Origin of the sequence: Brevibacillus brevis NBRC 100599 (assembly GCF_000010165.1) — a bacterium.
GTDB classification, from domain to species: Bacteria; Bacillota; Bacilli; order Brevibacillales; family Brevibacillaceae; genus Brevibacillus; species Brevibacillus brevis_D.
The window spans coordinates 2,094,655-2,114,268 of sequence record NC_012491.1; the positions used below are offsets into that span (position 1 = coordinate 2,094,655).

A 19,614-nucleotide genomic window follows, 5' to 3' on the forward strand; every position below is an offset into this window, starting at 1 on the left:
TTCATGAAGAAGAGAGTTCTCTCCGCAACCATGACCAGCCTAGTGGCGCTGGCCATGCTGATTGCTGGATGCTCTAGCACTTCTACGACACAAGCGCCGGCAGAACAAGCAAAGACAGAAACTCCGGCACCTGCAGATAAGCCTGCAAAAACTGGACCGAAGCAATTAATCATCGGTCGCGGTGCAGACACAAAAGGGCTTGACCCAATTACGCAAACAGATGGTGAGACATTTAAGGTAACCGAGAACATTATGGATACATTGATTGGCTTCGCGGATGGCTCAACAGAGCTCGCTCCATCGTTGGCCGAGAAATGGGAAGTGACTCCTGATGGTCTCGTTTATACGCTGAAACTGAGATCAGGCGTGAAATTCCACGATGGAACTGATTTCAATGCAGAGGCGGTTAAATACAACTTCGAGCGCTGGAGCGACAAGAGCCATCCACAGCATTCACCAGAGGGCTACGAGTACTACGTGAGCCAGTTTGGTGGGTACAAGGGTGACGCGACTCACATTATCAAATCTGTAGAAGCAGTCGATCCGACCACTGTAAAATTCACGTTGAATCGTCCATTGGCTCCATTCCTTGCCAACCTGGCAATGTCTCCTTTCGCGATTGGCTCGCCTGAGGCATTGAAAAAGGATGTTAAGAAATTCAATGAGCATCCAATCGGTACAGGACCTTTCAAATTCGTAGAGTGGAAGCGCAACGACACGATCACACTTGAGAAAAACCCTGATTACTGGAGCACAGGATATCCGAAGCTCGATAAGCTGGTGTTCAAGGTCATTCCGGAAAACACGGCACGTCTGACTGCTTTGGCATCTGGTGAGATTGACTTGATGGATGGTCTGAACACAGATGATATCCCAGCAGTAAAAGACAACAAAGACCTGCAACTCTTCCTGCGTCCTACTAATAACATCGGATACATCGGCTTCAACGTAGAGAAGAAGCCACTCGACAATCCAAAGGTTCGTGAAGCCATTGCTTATGCGATTAACAAACCTGAAATCGTAACAGCCTTCTTCGATGGGGTTGGAGAACCAGCAGTCAACCCAATGCCAAAAACGATGTGGGGACATAACAACGATATTAAAGATCGTGAGTTCAACCTCGATAAAGCAAAACAATTGCTGGCCGAAGCAGGACATCCAAACGGCTTTAAAATCAAGTTTTGGGCAATGCCAGTTCCACGTCCGTACATGCCAGAAGGTGTGAAGATTGCAGAGGCAATCCAGCAAGACCTGAAGAAAATCGGGGTTGATGCTGAGATCGTGACGATGGAATGGGCAACGTATTTGGAAAAGACTCGTTTGGGTGAGCAAGAAATGTTCATGCTTGGTTGGACAGGTGACAATGGCGACCCTGACAACTTCTTGGCTGTCTTGCTCGACAAAAACAACATCGGAAGCAACAACTATACACGTTGGGCAAACGAAGAAGCACATCAATTGATGATGAAAGCACAGTCCACCCCAGACCAAGCAGAGCGCGAAAAAATGTACAAAAAAGTACAAGAGATCATTTTCAAAGATGTGCCAATGGTTCCGCTGGCACACTCTACACCAGCATTGGCAGGAAAAGCGAATATCGTCGACTACAACCCGCATCCAAAAGGATCTGAAAGTTTGGAAAAGGTAGACTTCAAGTAAGCTGATTCATCGGAAAAGGGTAAGAGGAGTGCATACCTCTTCTTACCCTCCTTTCATTCATTTAGCCATTATTTTATGCAGGAAGGCGAGGAGATGGCATTGCTAGCTTACAGCATTCGAAGAATTTTAATGCTCATTCCTGTCTTAGTGGGCATGTCAATCATCGTTTTTTCCATTATTCGTGCCATCCCTGGTGATCCGGCTTTGACGATTTTGGGAGAAAAAGCAACACCACAAGCGATTGCAGACATACGAGAAGCTTTGGGATTGAATAATCCGTGGTACATACAGTATTTCGATTATATGAAAAATATTTTGAGTGGAAATCTTGGGGAATCATTGCAAACGAATGCGCCGATTTCAGATGAAATCATGCCTTATTTGGCGGCGACGACTGAACTTACAATTGTGAGCATGCTGATTGCGGTGTTTATCGGTGTAAATGCAGGGATTCTTTCTGCGTGGAAGCAAAACTCCTGGTTTGACTACTGTGCGATGTTGATCGCTTTGGTTGGTGTATCCATGCCGATTTTTTGGCTAGGTTTGATGGAGCAATGGGTGTTTGCCCAAGAACTGAAATGGCTGCCATCAGTTGGTCGCGACAATTCGCGTAATCCCATAGAGGCTATTACGCACTTTTATATACTGGATACGATGATGGCTGGTCGATGGGATCAGCTATGGGAAGTTATCAAGCATTTGATCCTGCCGGGAATCGCGTTAGGTACGATCCCGATGGCGATCATTGCACGTATCACTCGTTCGAGCATGCTGGAAGTCATGCGTGCCGACTATGTCAGAACCGCTCGCGCAAAAGGGCTGACACAGTTTTGGGTCGTGTACAAGCATGCGCTGAAAAATGCCCTGATCCCTGTCTTGACGGTAATTGGCTTGCAAACAGGGTTGCTGCTGGGTGGAGCCGTTTTGACAGAGACGATCTTTGGATGGCCAGGAGTTGGTCGCTATATTGTGACCGCCATTGGAAACCGTGACTATCCGGTTATTCAATCGGGTATCCTTGTAATCGCGACGATTTTCGTCCTGATCAATCTCTTGGTCGACCTTCTGTACGCCTATATCGATCCGCGCATCAAATATCGCTAAGGAGGGACGAAGAGACATGGCACAACCACAATTACAACCACAAGGTCAGGTAGTACCTTTTAAAGTGAAGCAAGAAGAAGTTGTCTCTCCTTGGAAGGATGCATGGAGGACGCTACGAAAAAACAAGCTGGCGTTGGTGGGCTTCGGGATCATTTTGTTTTTCATTGTTGTGGCGGTACTAGCTCCATGGATTGCTCCGTATCCGTACGACAAAGGCGAGCTCGTGATGAAAAACAAGCCACCTTCCGAAGCGCATTGGTTTGGAACAGATTACAATGGTCGTGATGTCTTTAGTCGCGTTATTTATGGGGCACAAATCTCCTTGTGGGTAGGGACGTTCTCTGTCATTGGCTCCGTTCTCGTAGGGACCTTGCTTGGTCTTTTGGCAGGATACTATGGCAGATGGATCGATACGATCATTTCGCGTCTCTTTGATATTATGCTTGCCTTTCCGAGTATTCTTTTGGCAATCGCTGTCGTTGCCATCTTGGGGCCATCTTTGCAAAACGCCTTGATTGCCATTGCGATTATTAACATTCCGACATTTGGACGGTTAGTACGCGCCCGTGTATTGAGCTTAAAGGAAGAGGAATTCGTCATGGCCGCACGGGCAATCGGAATGAAAAATTCCCGGATTATCATGCAGCATATTTTGCCGAACAGCCTCGCACCAATCATTGTGACCGGGACGATGGGGATCGCAACAGCAATTATTGAAGCAGCTGCACTTGGCTTTCTCGGACTGGGAGCACAAGCGCCAGAACCAGAATGGGGAAAAATGCTCGCTGATTCACGTCAGTACATTCAGAAAGCACCATGGACCGTTATTTTTCCAGGGCTCTCTATCATGCTGACAGTTCTCGGCTTTAACTTAATTGGGGACGGCTTGCGTGATGCACTCGACCCGCGGATGAAGAACTAGTCCAATCACAAAAAGACAGAAGGGAATGGAGATACCGTCCTTCTGTCTTTTCTTATTTATCCTTCTTCCATGAAGGTGCGGCACAACTGATTGAGTGCAGGGGCGGCTTTCGTGATGACTTGATGCTTTACGTTAGGGATTATCTCAAGTCTTGCTTTTGGCAATTTCAGTGTCAGCATTTGCGCATAATGATGCATACGTTTATCTTGTCCGCCATAGGCAAGTAAAATCGGAAGCTGGATGTTGCCCAGGCGCTCTGTACATTGATAGCGGTGTCCGGCAGTATAAAGGTATTTTAAGCTGGTGGGATCTGTTTTGGAGGCGTGCGCCGTCCATTTTTCCCGCATTTCTGGGCTATTGACATGTGAGGAGGCAATGGAACGGGCAAGAAGAGGGACTCCGTGAAGCATCGACAACGCTCGGGCCATCCAAAATCGTCCATGCAAATATAGGTCATTCACTTCGGAAAAACCGCTCACGAGTATACCGCCTCGCGCATGATCAGGATAACGAAGGCAATATTCTAGGGCGATAGAAGCACCTTGGGAGTACCCCAAAATAAAGGGACGCTCAATGCCGAGAGACGGGATCAGCTTATGGAGTCGTTCTGCCAATTCCCTAATAGAATAGGGCTTCTCCATGGGCGAACTGTCACCATGTCCGGGCAAATCAGGGACAATGAGCTGATAAGTATCTGCGAGTGTTTGCTGATAAACAAAATTGATAGAGCCGATGCATGGCGCATGGATACACAATAACGGCTGGCCTTTCCCCGATATGTGAAAAGCAAACTGCTTGCCATCCTGATGGACGAGTATTTGTTCCATTTTTGTTTTCACCCCACCTTTAGGTTGTCCGATCCGAAGTAGATTTTGCAATTGAACTCTTCTTTTTTTGATGGGGAAGTGGTATTCTCGCAATAGAATAATTGGTGAAAGCAGGGTGAAGAAGTTGTTTCAAGAGCGCATTTCGAAGCTCCACACGTTTTTGACAGAGCAAGAGCTGAACGCGGTGTTGATTACCTCTCCCAAGCACGTCTACTATTTGACCGGATTTTTTACTGACCCGCATGAACGTTTTATGGGTCTTGTTATTCCTGCTGAAGGAAAGCCTTCTTTAATTGTACCTGCTCTTGATCGTGAGGCGGCAGCAGAGGCTTCTTTCGTTCAAGATATCCATACACATACGGATATCCAAAACCCGTATGAAATCCTCAAGCAAGTGTTGCCAGCGAACTTGGCGAAGCTCGGCATTGAGAAAAGTCATATGACTGTCGAGCGCTATGAAGCACTTGGACAAGTTGTTCTGGCGTCGAGCTATGTGGACGTGGAAGAGCCACTGCGTGAAATGCGTTTGATCAAATCTGCGGACGAAGTGGATCGTCTGAAGCACGCTGTTCAGTTGGTCGAGGATTCCTTGCGGGAGACCCTGAAAAAAGTCAAAACAGGCATGACCGAGACAGAAATCGTAGCTGAGCTGGAATTCCAGATGAAGCGCTTGGGCGCAGAAGGTCCATCCTTTACGTCCATGGTATTGGCAGGGGAGAAGTCCGCTTTGCCACATGGGAAGCCAGGAACGCGCCAGGTGCAAGAAGGCGACTTGCTTTTGTTTGATATCGGGGTAGCTGCGAACGGATATGTATCCGATATTACTCGTACCTTTGCTGTAGGCAAGATCAGTGCCCAGCTACAAGAAATTTACGAGACAGTTTTGGCTGCCAACGAAGCGGCAATTGCTGAGATTCGTCCGGGTGTGACCTTTGCGCATTTGGATAAAACCGCTCGCGATGTTATCACCGCAAAAGGCTACGGAGAATACTTCATGCACCGCCTTGGGCATGGACTAGGGATGGATGTACATGAATATCCATCTGTTCACAGCCAGAACCAAGAAGTGCTTCGTCCAGGAATGGTCTTTACCATCGAGCCGGGCATCTATTTGCCAGGAGTAGGCGGCGTGCGAATTGAAGACGATGTATTGGTTACGGAAACAGGCGTTGAAATACTCACGCAGTTCCCGAAAAAACTAACTTCTATCAACCAATGAAGAAGTTGGAAAAATTGAATACGTATCGAATGGTGCTGGATGGCATATGCCGTCAGCTTAAAAGGGAAGTCCGGTGAGAAACCGGCGCGGTCCCGCCACTGTAACGAGGAGCGCCTAGCGAATAGCCACTGTTTTTTGCGAGACAAAAAATGGGAAGGTAGCTGGGTGTGTTGATCCGTAAGCCAGGAGACCTGCCATGCGATCATTTACAATCGACCCACGAGGATGGGGCAGATGTGGAAACAGTCTATGAAAGGGCGCCTTTGCGCCTGTTATGGCTATATCTACGTTTGTCATGCACCTCCCGATTGAAATGGGGGGTGCTTTTTTGGTGGGAACATTTGGTCTCATTTCATAATTTACATACAGAAAAGGGGATTACAGATGGTGAAGGCAAACAAAACAAAAACAGTGATGAAAGGACTAGGACTAGGCATCATGACGGGCGTCATGATTATGGTTTCGGCATGTGGCTCCACTACGACAACACAAGCTCCAGCCAAAACAGAACAAACGGCTGCTCCTGCAGCAGAGAGCAAGCCTGTAACATTAACCAATAATGGTATCGAAATGACCTATCCAAAAGCACCTGAGCGTGCCGTGACATTGAACCAACACGTAACCGAAATCATGCTGGCATTGGGCCTGGCTGATAAAATGGTCGGAACCGCTTACCTAGACGATAAAATCCTTCCAGAGTTAAAACTAGAATACGACAAGGTTCCGGTACTGTCTGACAAGTATCCTACGAAAGAAGTGCTGCTGGCAGCGAACCCAGACTTCGTGTACGCCGGATGGAAAAGCGGATTCGGCGAAAAGGGCGTAGGATCGATGCAGGATTTGGAAAAGGTCGGCATCAAATCGTACCTGCAAGAATCGTCTAGCAAGCCTGGTCCAACGATCGACGATGTGTTCGCGGATATTACGAACATCGGACGCATTTTCCGTGTGGAGGACAAAGCCAATGATTTGATCCATAAAATGAAGAGTGAAATGGATCAAACGATTAGCAAAATCGGCAAGGTGGACGAGCCACTTAAAGTGTTCGTGTACGACAACGGGGAAGATAAGCCATTCACAGCAGCCAACAATTACATGACGTCCTTAATCAAGACGGCTGGCGGCAAGAACATTTTTGATGACATTCAAAAGGGGTGGGCAGAGGTCAGTTGGGAACAAGTAGTGAGTCGCAATCCGGACGTGATTATTGTCGTAGACTACGGTGACAGAACTGTTGATCAAAAACGCAATTTCCTTTTGACCAAAAAAGAACTGGCAGATATTCCAGCGATTAAAAATCAACGACTGGTTGTATTGCCATTGTCTGCGGCTTCTGAAGGCGTTCGAGCACCGATTGCGCTGAAAATTTTGGCGGAAGGACTCTACCCGGATAAATTCAAATAGAGTACGCCCCTTTTAAGGGAGGGAATAGCACTGCAACAGATCAAGTTACCTTCTATCATCATTACTTTATTGGTTGGACTCTTCCTCTCGATTACGTTCGCAGTTACGCTGGGATCGGTGGAGATTAAACCGACTACGGTATGGAAAATCGCCTTATCAAAAATTCCGATGCTGACCCAATGGATTGAGGTGGACTGGTCCAAAGGGGAGCAAACAATTATTTGGGATATTCGCTTTCCGCGTGTACTCTTGGGGGCGATCGTCGGCGCAGGTCTGTCTGTCGTGGGAGTAGCGATCCAATCGTTGGTTCGCAACTCCCTGGCTGACCCGTATGTGTTAGGCGTATCTTCAGGTGCTTCCGTTGGAGCTACTTCGGTAATTATTTTCGGAGCATTCAGCATGTACGGGCAGTATGCGTTAACCTTTGGCGCTTTTACAGGCTCCCTCGTGTCCATCATTCTCATTTTTACACTATCCCGTATTGGAGGACAAAACTCGACGGTACGCCTGCTCATGGCTGGAATTGCGATATCTGCGATCTTGTCGGCCATTACCAGTCTGCTTGTGTTTTCAGCGCCGAATGAGCATGGAATTGGAACGGTTCTGTTTTGGTTAAGTGGCAGTCTGGCTGGCGGCAAATGGGAGTACCTGACGATTCCTACATTGATTGTCGTCATCTGTCTCATCGTCTTAATGGCCCAATACCGCTCGCTCAATGCGATGCTGATGGGCGAGGAGTCAGCGGGGACACTGGGGGTTAATACGGTACAATTCCGCAAGCTTCTCCTGGTGATCACGGCACTACTCACCGGGGTGATCGTGTCCATCGCGGGATCAATCGGTTTTGTCGGATTAATGATGCCCCATATTGTCCGTGTGATGGTCGGATCAGATCACAGACGTGTCCTGCCTGTCAGCGCTTTGTTTGGCGCGATATTTCTCATCTGGGTTGATGTAGTCGCCAGGCTTGCATTTGCACCGGAAGAGCTGCCGATCGGTATTTTGACAGCGCTGTGTGGTGGTCCATTCTTTATCTGGTTGATGTTGCGGAGTTCTTATTCCTTTGGAGGTAGCGGACGATGAATTTGCAGGTTGAGAATATATCGGTCGAACTGGAGAAAAAGGGAATCCTGCGCAATGTCAGTCTGGAGGTGTGCTCCGGAGAATTCGTGGGACTGATCGGGCCAAATGGCAGTGGGAAGTCCACATTGCTAAAAAGTATTTATCGGGTACTGAAGCCGCGTTCGGGATGGATCTCACTGGATGGCGACGACGTATACAAGTTAACCTCGCGTCAAAACGCTCAGCGAATGGCGGCAGTACGGCAGGAGTCCTCTGTTGAATTTGATTTTTCGGTAACTGAAATCGTGAATATGGGGCGTGCTCCGCATAAACGACTATTTCAGTCTGATAACGCAGAAGACCTTCAGATTTGTGAGGAAGCACTACAGCGGGTAGGGATGCATACATATGCCGATCGCAGCTTTTTTAGTTTATCGGGTGGGGAGAAGCAGCGGGTGTTAATTGCCAGAGCTTTGGTGCAGCAAGCCCAGTTCCTTGTCCTTGACGAACCGACGAACCATTTGGATGTTCGATACCAGTTGCAGGTGATGGATCTGGTTAAAAATCTTGGGATTACGGTGTTGTCCTCGTTGCATGATCTCAATATTGCAGCCATGTACTGTGATCGTCTGTACGTGATCTGTGACGGGGAAATCGTTACATCAGGGACCCCAGAGGATGTCTTGACACCCACTCTGATCCGGGATGTTTTCGGAGTAGAGACAGAAGTGACGACCCATCCTATTACTGGGAAAAAGCATGTATATTTCTACTCGGAAGCGATCCGTATGAAACCATCTATCCAGAAGGTAATAAGTGGAGCCAACTGACGGGGGACAAGTTGAGTTTCTTTGATTTTCATAAGAGGGGATGCCTAGTCGGCGTCCTTTTTTGTTAAGCCGACGGCAGTAAAAGCGGAAGGAACCTCGCTCCAACTGTCGGGGCTTTACCTGTTAGATGCAAAGGTTCTCTTATTGATCAAAGGAGCCGTGCAATACGTCGCGAATTTGTTGGTAAGAAAAATCCATAGAACAAGATGGGAGATGACTCGTATGACGGAAGTAACGAGAGAACAGGCGCGCAAATTTCATGACGGTGTTCACGTTCTGGATGGGCATTTTGATTTGCTGATGGATGTGGAGATTCAGCGTGGATACGGTCGAACCAAAATGATCGAGACGGAGTATTTGCCACGGTTTCAGCAGGGGGGCGTGCATTCCCTCGTGGCAGCCGTGTTCGTCAAGGATGCATTTGTACCGGAGATGAGTCTGCGCAAGGCGCTCAACCAGATCAGCGCTATGCATGCAGAGGCGGCTGAGTCACCCGCGCACATCGTCATCGCCAAAAATCTGGATGATTTGCAACGGGCAAGAGCGGAGCAAAAAGTATCGTTCATTCTGTCGTTGGAAGGGGCAGAGCCGCTGCATAACGATTTGAGTCTCTTGCGTGTCTTTTATGAGCTCGGAGTACGGATGATGGGGCTGGTTTGGAGTCGGCGCAATTTCGTTGGGGACGGTAGCTTTTTTGCACCGGTGCGCGAAGGGAAAAAAGGAGGCATTACCGATTTCGGTGTGCGTCTTATCGAAGAAGCGGAAAAGCAGGGCATCGTCATCGATGTGAGCCATTTGAATGACGAAGGGTTCTGGGACGTGATGGAAATTGCTGAAAAGCCAGTGATTGCTTCTCATTCCAATAGCCGAACAGTCGTACCGACGATGCGTAATTTGACAGATGAGCAGATCAAAGCGATTGCGGAAAAGGACGGACTTGTCGGGGTGAATGCGTTTAGCATGTTCACAGCGGCTAACAGCGCTGACGCAACTATCGAGAAACTGATAGATCATGTTGACTATATGAAAAAGCTTGTTGGAGCAAGGTACCTCGGTATAGGCCTAGACCTGTGCGATGATTTGACGAAATATTTGCCCTTGGACAAGATTGCCAAAACCGAAGAAATGCCATTTGACGTAGTAAAAGGTCATGCGTCTCTTCCTGAAATTACGCGTGAACTGATGAAGCGTAGGTACACGGATGCAGAAATCGAAGGAATCTTGGGTGGCAATTTCCTCAGAGTGTATCAGCAAGTGTGGAAGTAGATCAGATAACAGGAGGAATGCCGGATGGCACAGACTGGTTTTACACTAGTTTCTTTTGGTTATTATCAATCTGGTATCAAGGTAGCTGATATACGTTTTGAGGATGGGGAAGTTTGGCATCGAAGCACAGGTTGGGATGAGGGTGGTGCGGCTGAAGGTCTATTTGCACAACTGATTGAAGGGGAAGCAGCCTACGAGTTGCCTCTCCTCATCCTGGCACAAAAGCTGCTGGAATGGGAGAGAATCGACTGGGAGAGCGAACAAGTCGTATTTTTGGAAAACGGAGGGCACTACCAACGCCATCTATCCATCGAAGGAACGGGTCCCGCAGGGCAAAAGCAAGCGTGGATCTGGGCGGCGCGCGAAGCAGCGCAGCCAATTGACCTGATCATTTGTGAAAACGAAGTCATCGCATTTGTGCTGACAGGTCGCGGTGATAGTGTCGTATTGGCGAAAACAGGGTGGGAGAATTTGACGCCACTTACGATGTGGCAGGACCCTCTGCTGTCCGAGGTTAACTACGGTGTACATCATTTGGGTAGGCATGATGTAGAGATGAGGGATGGCATTCGTTTGGCGACCGAGGTTTGGCTGCCTGCGGGCTTGGCGGAAGGACAGCGAGTTCCGACGATTTTCATGCGCACTCCCTATGGACGGATGGATGGCATTTTTCGCCGTTTACCTTTTGTAGCTCGCGGATATGCGCTGGTTGTTCAGGATACGCGCGGACGAGAGGATTCCGAGGGAGAGTGGATTCCACTCGTTCATGAGCGAAATGATGGAGACGACAGCCTCAACTGGATCGCGAGTCAGGAGTGGTCGGATGGCAGCATCGGGATGCTCGGCGGCTCGTATGTGGGGTATGTGCAATGGGCTGCGGCTGCAAGCGGAAATCCACATTTGAAGGCGGTTTTCAGCTACGTGACAGTAGGAACACCTTATGTGGACATCCCGCGCAAAGGGGGAACGATTCTTGGTGGTCTGTCATGGATTTTCATGATGGCAGAGAAACGGCGAAATGTTGAAGCTCTTTCCCGGGAGGACTGGAGGGAGGTCATCAAGGTGCGTCCGATCAAGGAAATCCCGCAAAAAGTGCTAGGGAAAGAAATCCCGTTTTGGACAAAATGGATGGAGCATCCGGACGGAGACGATTTCTGGGCCATGTCAGACTGGAAACGGCATGCGGATCAGGTGAAGGTGCCTGCTTTCCTCGTATCAGGTTGGTATGACGACAACGGGATGGGGACGAGCGAATCGTGGGAGGTTGTCTCACGAAATGTACCAGAGCACGCCAGACTCATCTTGGGGCCGTGGTATCACAAGGCGAATACGACGCGAGAAATCCATCATGTGCCCTTCGGAAACAACGCCATCCGCTACGATCTGGATGTGACACAGCTTCGCTGGTTTGACCGCTATTTAAAGGGAGTGGAAAATGGCGTCGATCAAGAGCCGCGTGTCGAGTACTACATGGTGGGAGAAAACGAATGGAAGACCTCGCAGACTTGGCCGCCAGTGGAGACGACACTGACGAATCTGTATCTGAGCAGTCGGGGAAACGCCAATACGAGCGGCGGAGATGGAACACTGACCCTGTCCATCCCAGGTGAACAGGCGGTGGATACGTATAGCTATGATCCGCTAGACGCGGCACCGTATCTGCTGGATTTGTCCGAGAATGAAAACAGCGTTCCGGAAAACTATCGTGATGTGGAAAAACGCTCAGATGTCCTTGTCTACACATCGGAGCCATTGGAAGAGGAGGTCGTCATCGCGGGAGAAATCTCGGCCGTTATCTATGCATCCAGCTCAGCGCGGGATACAGATTGGCTGGTGCGGCTGTGTGATGTAGATGAGGAAGGCAATTCGATTCGTTTATCGGACGGGATTATATGCGCGCGCTACCGTCACTCGTTTACGGAGCCCGAGCTACTTGTTCCAGGACAAATCGAATGCTATGAGATTCGCATGACCAAGATCGCCAACGTCTTCCAGAGGGGTCACCGCATTCGCGTCTCGGTTACTTCTGGTGCTGAGAACTTCTCGTTCCCGAATCCGAATACAGGCAATGATCTGGCAACGGAAACCGAGACGGTCATCGCCTCGCAACGTGTCTATCATGACAGCCAGTATCCGAGTCATATCAAGCTCCCTCTCTTACGGTCTGGGGGAAGTAAGGAATCTTCAGGAGGTAATTAAAGCATTATGACTATTTACAGTTGCAGAAAATGCAAGTTCCGTTACGACGAGTGGCTAGGTGATACGAAAAATGGCGTCCCGCCTGGAGTGCCTTTTCCTCATTTAGCAGGTTCTGTGTGTACGGAATGTGAGATGAATGAGGAAGGACGGCACTTGCCGCTTCCTGAAACGAAGTACACGAACGTAGAAGCTACGTATTACGATCAGTTTGCCGGAAAGGCTAGCATCGCTTTTTATCGAAACTGGTTGCTGCGAGAAGCGGAGCAATCACCGGTTTCTGTGCTGGAGATGGGTGTTGGAACAGGGAGAATTGCCATTGAGCTGGCACGGAATGGCTTGCCCGTCAGCGGGGTCGATTGGAGCCCAGAGATGCTGGAGCTGGCCACCAAAAAGAAACGGCGCATATTAAAAGGGAAAGAAGAACTGCTGGAGCTGGTAGAACAGAATATGTGGGAGTTGGAGCTAGGTCAGCAATTTACGCATGTGCTTCTTCCAGAAGGGATATTTCAGCAGGCCACCTGTAGAGACAAGCAACGTCAATTGCTTTCGGTCATCCACGATTACATAACGGAGGACGGAACCGTGGCAATTGACTTACTGTTGCCGCCAGTAAAAAATCAATGGGCAACGATGCAACGCAAATTCGTTTTCCCGGATCGCATGGTGTATCAAAAGGTGGAGGGGGAAACCTCACTCTTGGATCAAAAGTTCCGCTACACGCTTACTTATGAGACTTTTCTTGATCAGATTGAGCAGCCGAGGTATCGCGTAGAACGCGAGATGGCATTGCTTTTGCCTACAGAGCTTGAGCTGTTACTGGAAGGATCAGGCTTTCGCGTCATCTATAGCAGAGAGAATGTATTCCACAAGCAAGACTTCGAGCCGAGTCAAGCGGACGAGGGCTATGATATGGATCGTTGGCAGCATGGTGGGTATCCGTTCGCTGAGCCTGTCGGAACACCGGGTGGAGCTACTCGCTGGACAATTTTGGCGAAAAAAATTTCTTCCTCGACTTTGTAACAAAACGTCTGCTGCTGCATCTAACCAGTGAATGCGAGTGAAGGAGGTCACGCCCTTGGAAAAATTGCAGCCAACAACAGATGCTGCTTTTGAACAAATCATGAGGGAGTATGGGACCCGCGTGCTTCGACTCGTCACTTTTCTGGTCAAAGATCGCAGCTTGGCAGAGGATATTACCCAAGATGTCTTCGTTAAGGTGTATCGGCATCTTCCACGCTTTCGGCAGGAGAGCAGTGTGCACACGTGGTTATATCGAATCGCGGTTAATGAGTGCAAAGGTTATTTGCGTTCTTGGTCGTTCCGCCATATCCTTCCCCGCTCGTGGATGAGACAGGATGGGGAGCTTTCTACAGAAAGTCTTGTGCTCGATCAAGCCGAGAAGGACCAGCTCGTTGCGGAAGTGTTGCAGCTTTCTCCGCTCTATCGTCAAGTGATTGCCCTTCATTACTATGCGGATTTATCCATCGGAGAGGTGGCTGAGGTGCTAGGAGTAACGGAGGGAACAGTCAGAACTCGGTTGCATAGGGCAAGACAGCAACTACGGCAGAGTATGGGAGAGGGGAGGGACTGGGAATGGACGAAAACCGATGGCTCGCGGATTTAAAGGAACGGGCAGATCAGACCATTTTTCGTGATGTGCAGTTCACTGCATCGATGGAAGAGCGAGTGCGGCAGCGGGTGAGGTCTGGGACTGGGTGGATGACTGGCTGGAGGAAGTTAGCCTTGCCGGGCGTTGTGCTGACGATGGGCTTGCTCTTGTGGTTTGGGCTCCCCATTCAGGAGGAGAGACAATCTGCACAGCATGTGATAATACCTCCACAACAAGAGACACAAATACCTTCCTTGTTACCAGGTGGCCAAATCGTCGAAGCCGACTTGTGGAAGCTGTCACCTTTTTTGTCTTCCACTTACGACAATCAGACCTTTTCTTATTTGGGAGAAAAGCCTGTCCGCATCATGACAGATCAGGACGGTTTCTACGAGGGACAGACGCAGCGGGTGATATGGCTGTTGAATGGGGATTACGCCCAAAAAATAGAGATCACTGCTTACAACACCGATGGGACCCGTCTGTCATTGGGCAGCTACGAGGTTATGGACCCCTTATACGATGCAGATGGTCATTTTCCATCAGGGATTGTGTTGCCTGAACCGGGGAAATGGAAGCTGGAAGCAAGATCAGGAGGCAAACATTTCGGACAAGTTTTTGTCGAGGTGAAAAAAGGGATAGCACCTGCGAACCGTCAGTTGGTTGGGCCTATCATTCAGCAGTATTTGGAGACGGAAAGCATCAAGCTGGGGTGGCTGGGAAAATATCGAGAGATAAACGTTGAGCTGCTTGGAGTGGAAGCGCCAGATGCTGCGAGGCGAACCGTATACGCTTGGGTGAAAATAACGGGTAGCCATTCTTCCGCGCTCAGTGCACCGATGGTCTTTCAAATTGTCTACAATGGAAATGCTTATCGGGTTACTGACTTCCAAATGCCCGAGGACGGCAGCAACTACCAGAGCAGCCTGCAAAAACTGTTTCCACCAAAAGTGCTGGAACAAGTTCAAAATCGATCAAAAACAAACTGAGAATGACAAAACGGACCTTTGCCTAAAACAAGGTCCGTTTTTCGCTTTTCATGTCTATCCGTATATTTGAGCGCCTATCGCCCAGTACGTTCCATTACGGCGAGGTAGGCTATTCGCATTCGCAACCATTACTGGGGGATGGGAAACCTGTGTGAAGCCGTTTTGCTCTAAATAAGTGTGAAACGCTGCTTGTTCATCCGGTACGTCTATTCGCACACGTCCGGTATGATGCTGTGTCAGCTTATACAGGAGGTTTTTAGCCATACCAGCATTCTCTGCGACGATCGGCCCCGCGATAAGATTGACTGGGCCTTGAACGGCGAATCCATATCCGATGACCTTGCCGGAGGGATTTTTGGCTACCAGACAGGTGCTTGCTTGTCTCATGCGTATCTCGAGAAAATGAGTGCGACTGCTACCCAGTGCTGCTTTGTCTAATTCAACCACGCTCGAGAAATCGTCCAACTCCATTGGTGCAATTTCAAATTCGTCATTCGCTTCGTTTTGCGGAGGTGCTTCAGGCACAAAGCGTTCAGCTATAAACTTGCGAATACGATCCACCGTCTGGAACCCGAGATTTTTGTACAATGGCTCTCCTTCTGGAGTTGCAATGAGCATGATCGATGTATCCGTAGAAACAGACGCCATGCACGCCTTCATGAGCTGGAGACCATACCCTTTGCCTTGCGACGAGGGATGGACAATCACCATACCGATGCTCGCAAGCTTGTCATCGTACGGGATGATAGCCGCACATGAAAGGAGGGTGCCATTCGCGTCTTTGTGACCGAATGCGGTTCCGATAGACAGAATTGTGCGAATTTCCGATTCGTCGTAATCCCAGCCTACGGAATCAGATAAGGCAATGAGACCGGGAATATCCGCTATCGCTAAGGAATGCAAGCAAGAGTCAACGCTGTTCACTTTGATCATTCTCCGTTTCCTTCTTTGTGTTCACGGCGATATCGCTGAAGAGATCGTTCAATGCTGCCGCTACTTTTGGGCGTGGGACAGAGAGGTGACTGCCTCGCATACCTTTTGCATCGTACATTCATCCAAGTCTGTCCAATCTACGAAATGCTGCTTCGGAAGAATGAGTACATGACCTTCCGAAAAAGGATCGATATCCAAAAGGCACGCCACTCATTCGTTTTCAAAGACGATATGTGATTCTACGATTCTATGGGCCAACCGACAGCCCAAACAGTCGGCTTGCTGTGCATTCATTCCTAGCCACCTCCATGCTATTTACCACTTTAGCACAGGAAAAGTTTGGATACGAGAAAAAGGAGGCAAATGCCTGATTCTCTTTGGTTGCTCTTTATATCATCGGTTTGTTATAATTACTGTTAGTGTATTTTTTGCGAGGCGCAATCTGAACGTTTGAATGGATTCGCGTGGGAGGGAACGAACAACACATGGATCGTCGTGAAAGACAAAAAAGGATACGAAATTTTTCCATCATCGCCCACATTGACCATGGAAAGTCGACGCTGGCAGACCGCATTTTGGAGCTGACCGGTGCTTTGACTGCACGTGAGATGGAAGCCCAGTTTCTTGACACGATGGAGCTGGAAAAAGAGCGCGGGATTACGATTAAGCTCAATGCCGTGCGTTTGAACTATAAAGCAGATGACGGTGAGGAGTACATTCTCCACCTGATTGACACCCCTGGACACGTCGACTTTACGTATGAAGTATCCCGCAGTTTGGCTGCCTGTGAAGGAGCTATCCTCGTCGTGGATGCGGCACAAGGGATCGAAGCCCAGACATTGGCTAACGTGTATTTAGCGTTGGACAGCAACCTGGAGATCATCCCGGTCATCAACAAAATCGACCTGCCGAGCGCAGAGCCTGAGCGCGTGAAGCAAGAGGTGGAAGACGTGATCGGTCTGGATGCCAGCGATGCGGTTCTGACTTCTGCCAAAGCAGGTATCGGGATTAAAGAAGTACTGGAAGCTGTTGTGCAAAAAGTACCTGCTCCAGAGGGAGACCCGGATGCACCTCTCCAGGCTTTGATTTTCGACTCCTATTTTGATGCGTATCGTGGCGTTATTGCCTCCATCCGTGTCATTAACGGAACCTTGAAAAAGGGTATGAAAATCAAAATGATGGCGACAGGCAAGTCGTTCGAGGTAACCGAAATCGGTACATCGACACCACGCCAAACACAAGTAGAAGAATTAACGGTTGGAGATGTAGGCTACGTAGCTGCTTCCATTAAAACTGTGGGAGACACCAGTGTGGGGGATACCATTACAGATGCGAATCGCCCTGCAGCTGAACCGCTACCTGGTTACCGCAAGATCAACCCAATGGTTTTCTGCGGCTTGTACCCAATCGAAACGAACGAGTACAACGATCTGCGCGATGCATTGGAAAAGCTCCAGCTAAACGATGCGTCCCTGCAGTTTGAGCCGGAGACTTCCCAAGCACTTGGCTTTGGTTTCCGTTGTGGTTTCTTGGGACTTCTGCACATGGAGATCATCCAGGAGCGGATCGAACGGGAATTCAACATTAACTTGATTACGACCGCGCCGAGCGTTATTTATCGCATTACCAAAACGAACGGCGAAGTATTCGAAATCGACAACCCGTCCAAAATGCCGGAAGCACAAAAGATCGAAATGGTCGAGGAGCCTTACGTTACGGCTACAGTCATGGTGCCGAAAGAATACGTTGGTGATGTTATGCAGCTGTGCCAAGGTAAACGCGGTGAGTTTCTTGACATGCAGTACCTGGGTGAGAACCGCGTGCAGCTGAAGTACGACATGCCATTGTCCGAGATCGTCTATGATTTCTTTGACATGCTGAAGTCCGGAACAAAAGGATATGCATCCTTTGACTACGAGCTGGGTGGCTACAAAGCTTCTAAGTTGGTGAAAATGGATATTCTCCTTAACAGCGAAGTGGTGGATGCTCTGTCGTTTATCGTACACAAAGATACGGCCTATGCTCGCGGTAAAGTCATTTGCGAAAAGCTGAAGGAATTGATTCCACGTCAGCAATTCGAGGTGCCGATTCAAGCAACCATCGGACACAAGGTTGTCGCTCGTGAAACGATCAGTGCGTTGCGTAAAAACGTTCTTGCTAAATGTTACGGCGGGGACATCTCGCGTAAGCGTAAACTGCTCGAAAAGCAAAAAGAAGGAAAGAAGCGCATGAAGTCTGTTGGTTCCGTAGAGGTACCACAAGAAGCATTTATGGCTGTATTGCGCATGGATGATAAGAAGTAGCAGCCTCCCCCCACCAAAAAGCCACCAATGGGCGAAATGGTGGGGGATTTATTTTTTTTTCATACATAAGTTACTCGAAGGTTAACGGTATGAAATGAGATGTAGAATGCGACGACATAGGCAGAATTTTTAAATCTGCTTCTGTCGTCTTTCTTTTTGGCACATTCCGTTCTCATGACATGAAAACTCGACCCTGTGGAGGATCGAGTGGTCACCAAGGATGTGGTGGTTGGGGATGATTGGTTACAGGTGGTATCGCTGGTGGATGTGGATTGGTTGGGGGGAGCGGTACAGGAGTTGGTGGATGAGGATCGAGGCTGTGTGGTGGCCAAGGAGTTGGTGGATGAGGGACTTCATTCGATGGCGGGAATTCTGGATTCGGTAAGTTACAATCTGGTGGACAGTTAGAATTAAGTTGGGAATCATTATTGGTTGGTGACAATCAGAACTACCTCCTTTACTTGTTTGTAGTATCAAGTATTTGAAAGGACATTATGCAAATGGATGAGGGTCGCAAGTAATAGCAAGGGGTACCGCCAACAATATGGAGGTACCCCGAAGTGGGTTCTATTTGACAAGTTCGTTCTGCGCTTGATAACTTTCGATTACATTTTGATAGCCGGGAAGGTGACCAGCTAGTAAAGCACCAAAACCTTCGACGTCGTTGCGCCAATCCCGTTGTAGCTCACACGCTACACTAAACCAGTTCATAAGCTGCGCGCCAGCATGTGCCATGCGCATTAACGAGGCTTCCGCTACCTGTTTGCTGAAAGTGCCAGAAGCGTCGGTGACGACAAATGCTTCATACCCTGCATGAAGAGCGGAAAGTGCGGGGAAGCTTACGCAGACATCGGTAACCACACCAGCAATGATAAGTTGCTTCTTGCCAGTTGCCTGGATCGCTTTTACAAACTCCTCATTATCCCACGCATTGATCTGTCCTGGACGAGCAATCTTAGGCGCGTCTGGAAAGAGTTCGACGAGTTCCCTGATCAATGGACCGTTTGGACCACTCTCGAAGCTCGTGGTAAGAATGACAGGCAAATTGAAAAATTTCGCGGTCTTTGCTAAAGCCAGAACATTGTTCTTGAATTCATCAACCCCGTAATCACGCACAAGTCCAGAGATAAGGCCGGTTTGATGATCAATCAGAAGAACAGCAGCATCATTTTTAGAAATACGGGAATAGAGATCAGTCATTTAAGAATCCTCCTCAAAAACAAGTAACAACTCTAACATGTCTATTCGAAATGAAACGTTTCATTCACGTATTTGAACAAACAGATTA

Annotated in this window: 18 protein-coding genes and 1 riboswitch; of the genes, 14 read left to right on the top strand and 4 right to left on the bottom strand. The window is 48.7% G+C overall.

The window, feature by feature from the left end; all coding sequences use genetic code 11:
• Window positions 1-3 precede the first annotated feature (3 nt).
• The 3 genes from BBR47_RS10335 (at window position 4) to BBR47_RS10345 (ending at window position 3,685) form a co-directional block, all read left to right on the top strand.
• Window positions 4-1,659, top strand: a complete 1,656-nt coding sequence (locus BBR47_RS10335) for an ABC transporter substrate-binding protein (protein WP_012685719.1) — start codon at window positions 4-6, stop codon at window positions 1,657-1,659.
• 93 nt (window positions 1,660-1,752) lie between these two features.
• Window positions 1,753-2,763 (top strand): ABC transporter permease, encoded by a 1,011-nt coding sequence (locus tag BBR47_RS10340; protein ID WP_041749357.1) that lies wholly within the window; start codon window positions 1,753-1,755, stop codon window positions 2,761-2,763.
• 16 nt (window positions 2,764-2,779) lie between these two features.
• Entirely contained in the window at window positions 2,780-3,685 is a 906-nt protein-coding gene (locus BBR47_RS10345; protein ID WP_012685721.1) for an ABC transporter permease, read from the top strand.
• A gap of 56 nt (window positions 3,686-3,741) precedes the next feature.
• Here BBR47_RS10345 and BBR47_RS10350 read toward each other — a convergent pair whose 3' ends face one another.
• Window positions 3,742-4,512: an alpha/beta fold hydrolase gene (locus BBR47_RS10350; protein ID WP_012685722.1), complete on the bottom strand. Its 771-nt coding sequence runs from the start codon at window positions 4,510-4,512 to the stop codon at window positions 3,742-3,744.
• Window positions 4,513-4,636: 124 nt separating this feature from the next.
• Here BBR47_RS10350 and BBR47_RS10355 point away from each other — a divergent pair, with 124 nt between their 5' ends.
• The 9 genes from BBR47_RS10355 (at window position 4,637) to BBR47_RS10395 (ending at window position 15,090) form a co-directional block, all read left to right on the top strand.
• Entirely contained in the window at window positions 4,637-5,731 is a 1,095-nt protein-coding gene (locus tag BBR47_RS10355) for a M24 family metallopeptidase (RefSeq protein ID WP_012685723.1), read from the top strand.
• 13 nt (window positions 5,732-5,744) lie between these two features.
• A riboswitch (cobalamin riboswitch) is annotated at window positions 5,745-5,945 on the top strand.
• Between the two features lie 170 nt (window positions 5,946-6,115).
• Complete coding sequence (locus BBR47_RS10360; protein ID WP_012685724.1) at window positions 6,116-7,135, top strand: ABC transporter substrate-binding protein; 1,020 nt, start codon at window positions 6,116-6,118, stop codon at window positions 7,133-7,135.
• Window positions 7,136-7,204: 69 nt separating this feature from the next.
• Entirely contained in the window at window positions 7,205-8,218 is a 1,014-nt protein-coding gene (locus tag BBR47_RS10365; RefSeq protein WP_012685725.1) for a FecCD family ABC transporter permease, read from the top strand.
• A complete protein-coding gene (locus tag BBR47_RS10370) occupies window positions 8,215-9,027 on the top strand; it encodes a heme ABC transporter ATP-binding protein (protein WP_012685726.1) in 813 nt (270 codons plus the stop codon). Before BBR47_RS10365 ends, BBR47_RS10370 begins: the two co-directional genes overlap by 4 nt.
• A 222-nt stretch (window positions 9,028-9,249) precedes the next feature.
• Window positions 9,250-10,293, top strand: a complete 1,044-nt coding sequence (locus BBR47_RS10375) for a dipeptidase (RefSeq protein WP_012685727.1) — start codon at window positions 9,250-9,252, stop codon at window positions 10,291-10,293.
• 24 nt (window positions 10,294-10,317) lie between these two features.
• Window positions 10,318-12,492 carry a CocE/NonD family hydrolase gene (locus BBR47_RS10380; protein ID WP_012685728.1) on the top strand — a complete coding sequence of 725 codons (2,175 nt, stop codon included), beginning with the start codon at window positions 10,318-10,320 and terminating at the stop codon, window positions 12,490-12,492.
• Window positions 12,493-12,498: 6 nt separating this feature from the next.
• Complete coding sequence (locus tag BBR47_RS10385; RefSeq protein WP_012685729.1) at window positions 12,499-13,512, top strand: methyltransferase domain-containing protein; 1,014 nt, start codon at window positions 12,499-12,501, stop codon at window positions 13,510-13,512.
• A gap of 55 nt (window positions 13,513-13,567) precedes the next feature.
• The gene (locus BBR47_RS10390; protein ID WP_041749358.1) at window positions 13,568-14,116 is read left to right on the top strand and encodes a sigma-70 family RNA polymerase sigma factor; all 549 of its coding nucleotides are present in this window, start codon (window positions 13,568-13,570) and stop codon (window positions 14,114-14,116) included.
• A complete protein-coding gene (locus tag BBR47_RS10395) occupies window positions 14,086-15,090 on the top strand; it encodes a hypothetical protein (protein ID WP_012685731.1) in 1,005 nt (334 codons plus the stop codon). The genes BBR47_RS10390 and BBR47_RS10395 overlap by 31 nt, the downstream gene beginning before the upstream one ends.
• A gap of 54 nt (window positions 15,091-15,144) precedes the next feature.
• On the opposite strand, the gene BBR47_RS10400 is transcribed toward BBR47_RS10395, so the two are convergent.
• Both BBR47_RS10400 and BBR47_RS31785 read right to left on the bottom strand, forming a co-directional pair.
• Window positions 15,145-16,023, bottom strand: a complete 879-nt coding sequence (locus tag BBR47_RS10400) for a GNAT family N-acetyltransferase (RefSeq protein ID WP_012685732.1) — start codon at window positions 16,021-16,023, stop codon at window positions 15,145-15,147.
• A 60-nt stretch (window positions 16,024-16,083) separates the two neighbouring features.
• Entirely contained in the window at window positions 16,084-16,233 is a 150-nt protein-coding gene (locus BBR47_RS31785) for an HIT family protein (protein ID WP_012685733.1), read from the bottom strand.
• A gap of 275 nt (window positions 16,234-16,508) precedes the next feature.
• On the opposite strand from BBR47_RS31785, the gene lepA reads away from it, so the two are divergent.
• Together lepA and BBR47_RS10415 are read left to right on the top strand one after the other, a co-directional pair.
• Window positions 16,509-18,326 (top strand): translation elongation factor 4, encoded by a 1,818-nt coding sequence (gene lepA / locus BBR47_RS10410; RefSeq protein ID WP_012685734.1) that lies wholly within the window; start codon window positions 16,509-16,511, stop codon window positions 18,324-18,326.
• A gap of 207 nt (window positions 18,327-18,533) precedes the next feature.
• Entirely contained in the window at window positions 18,534-18,734 is a 201-nt protein-coding gene (locus tag BBR47_RS10415; RefSeq protein ID WP_012685735.1) for a hypothetical protein, read from the top strand.
• Between the two features lie 159 nt (window positions 18,735-18,893).
• Here the strand turns inward: BBR47_RS10415 and ycaC are convergent, their stop codons facing one another.
• Window positions 18,894-19,526: an isochorismate family cysteine hydrolase YcaC gene (gene ycaC, locus BBR47_RS10420; RefSeq protein ID WP_012685736.1), complete on the bottom strand. Its 633-nt coding sequence runs from the start codon at window positions 19,524-19,526 to the stop codon at window positions 18,894-18,896.
• Window positions 19,527-19,614 lie beyond the last annotated feature (88 nt).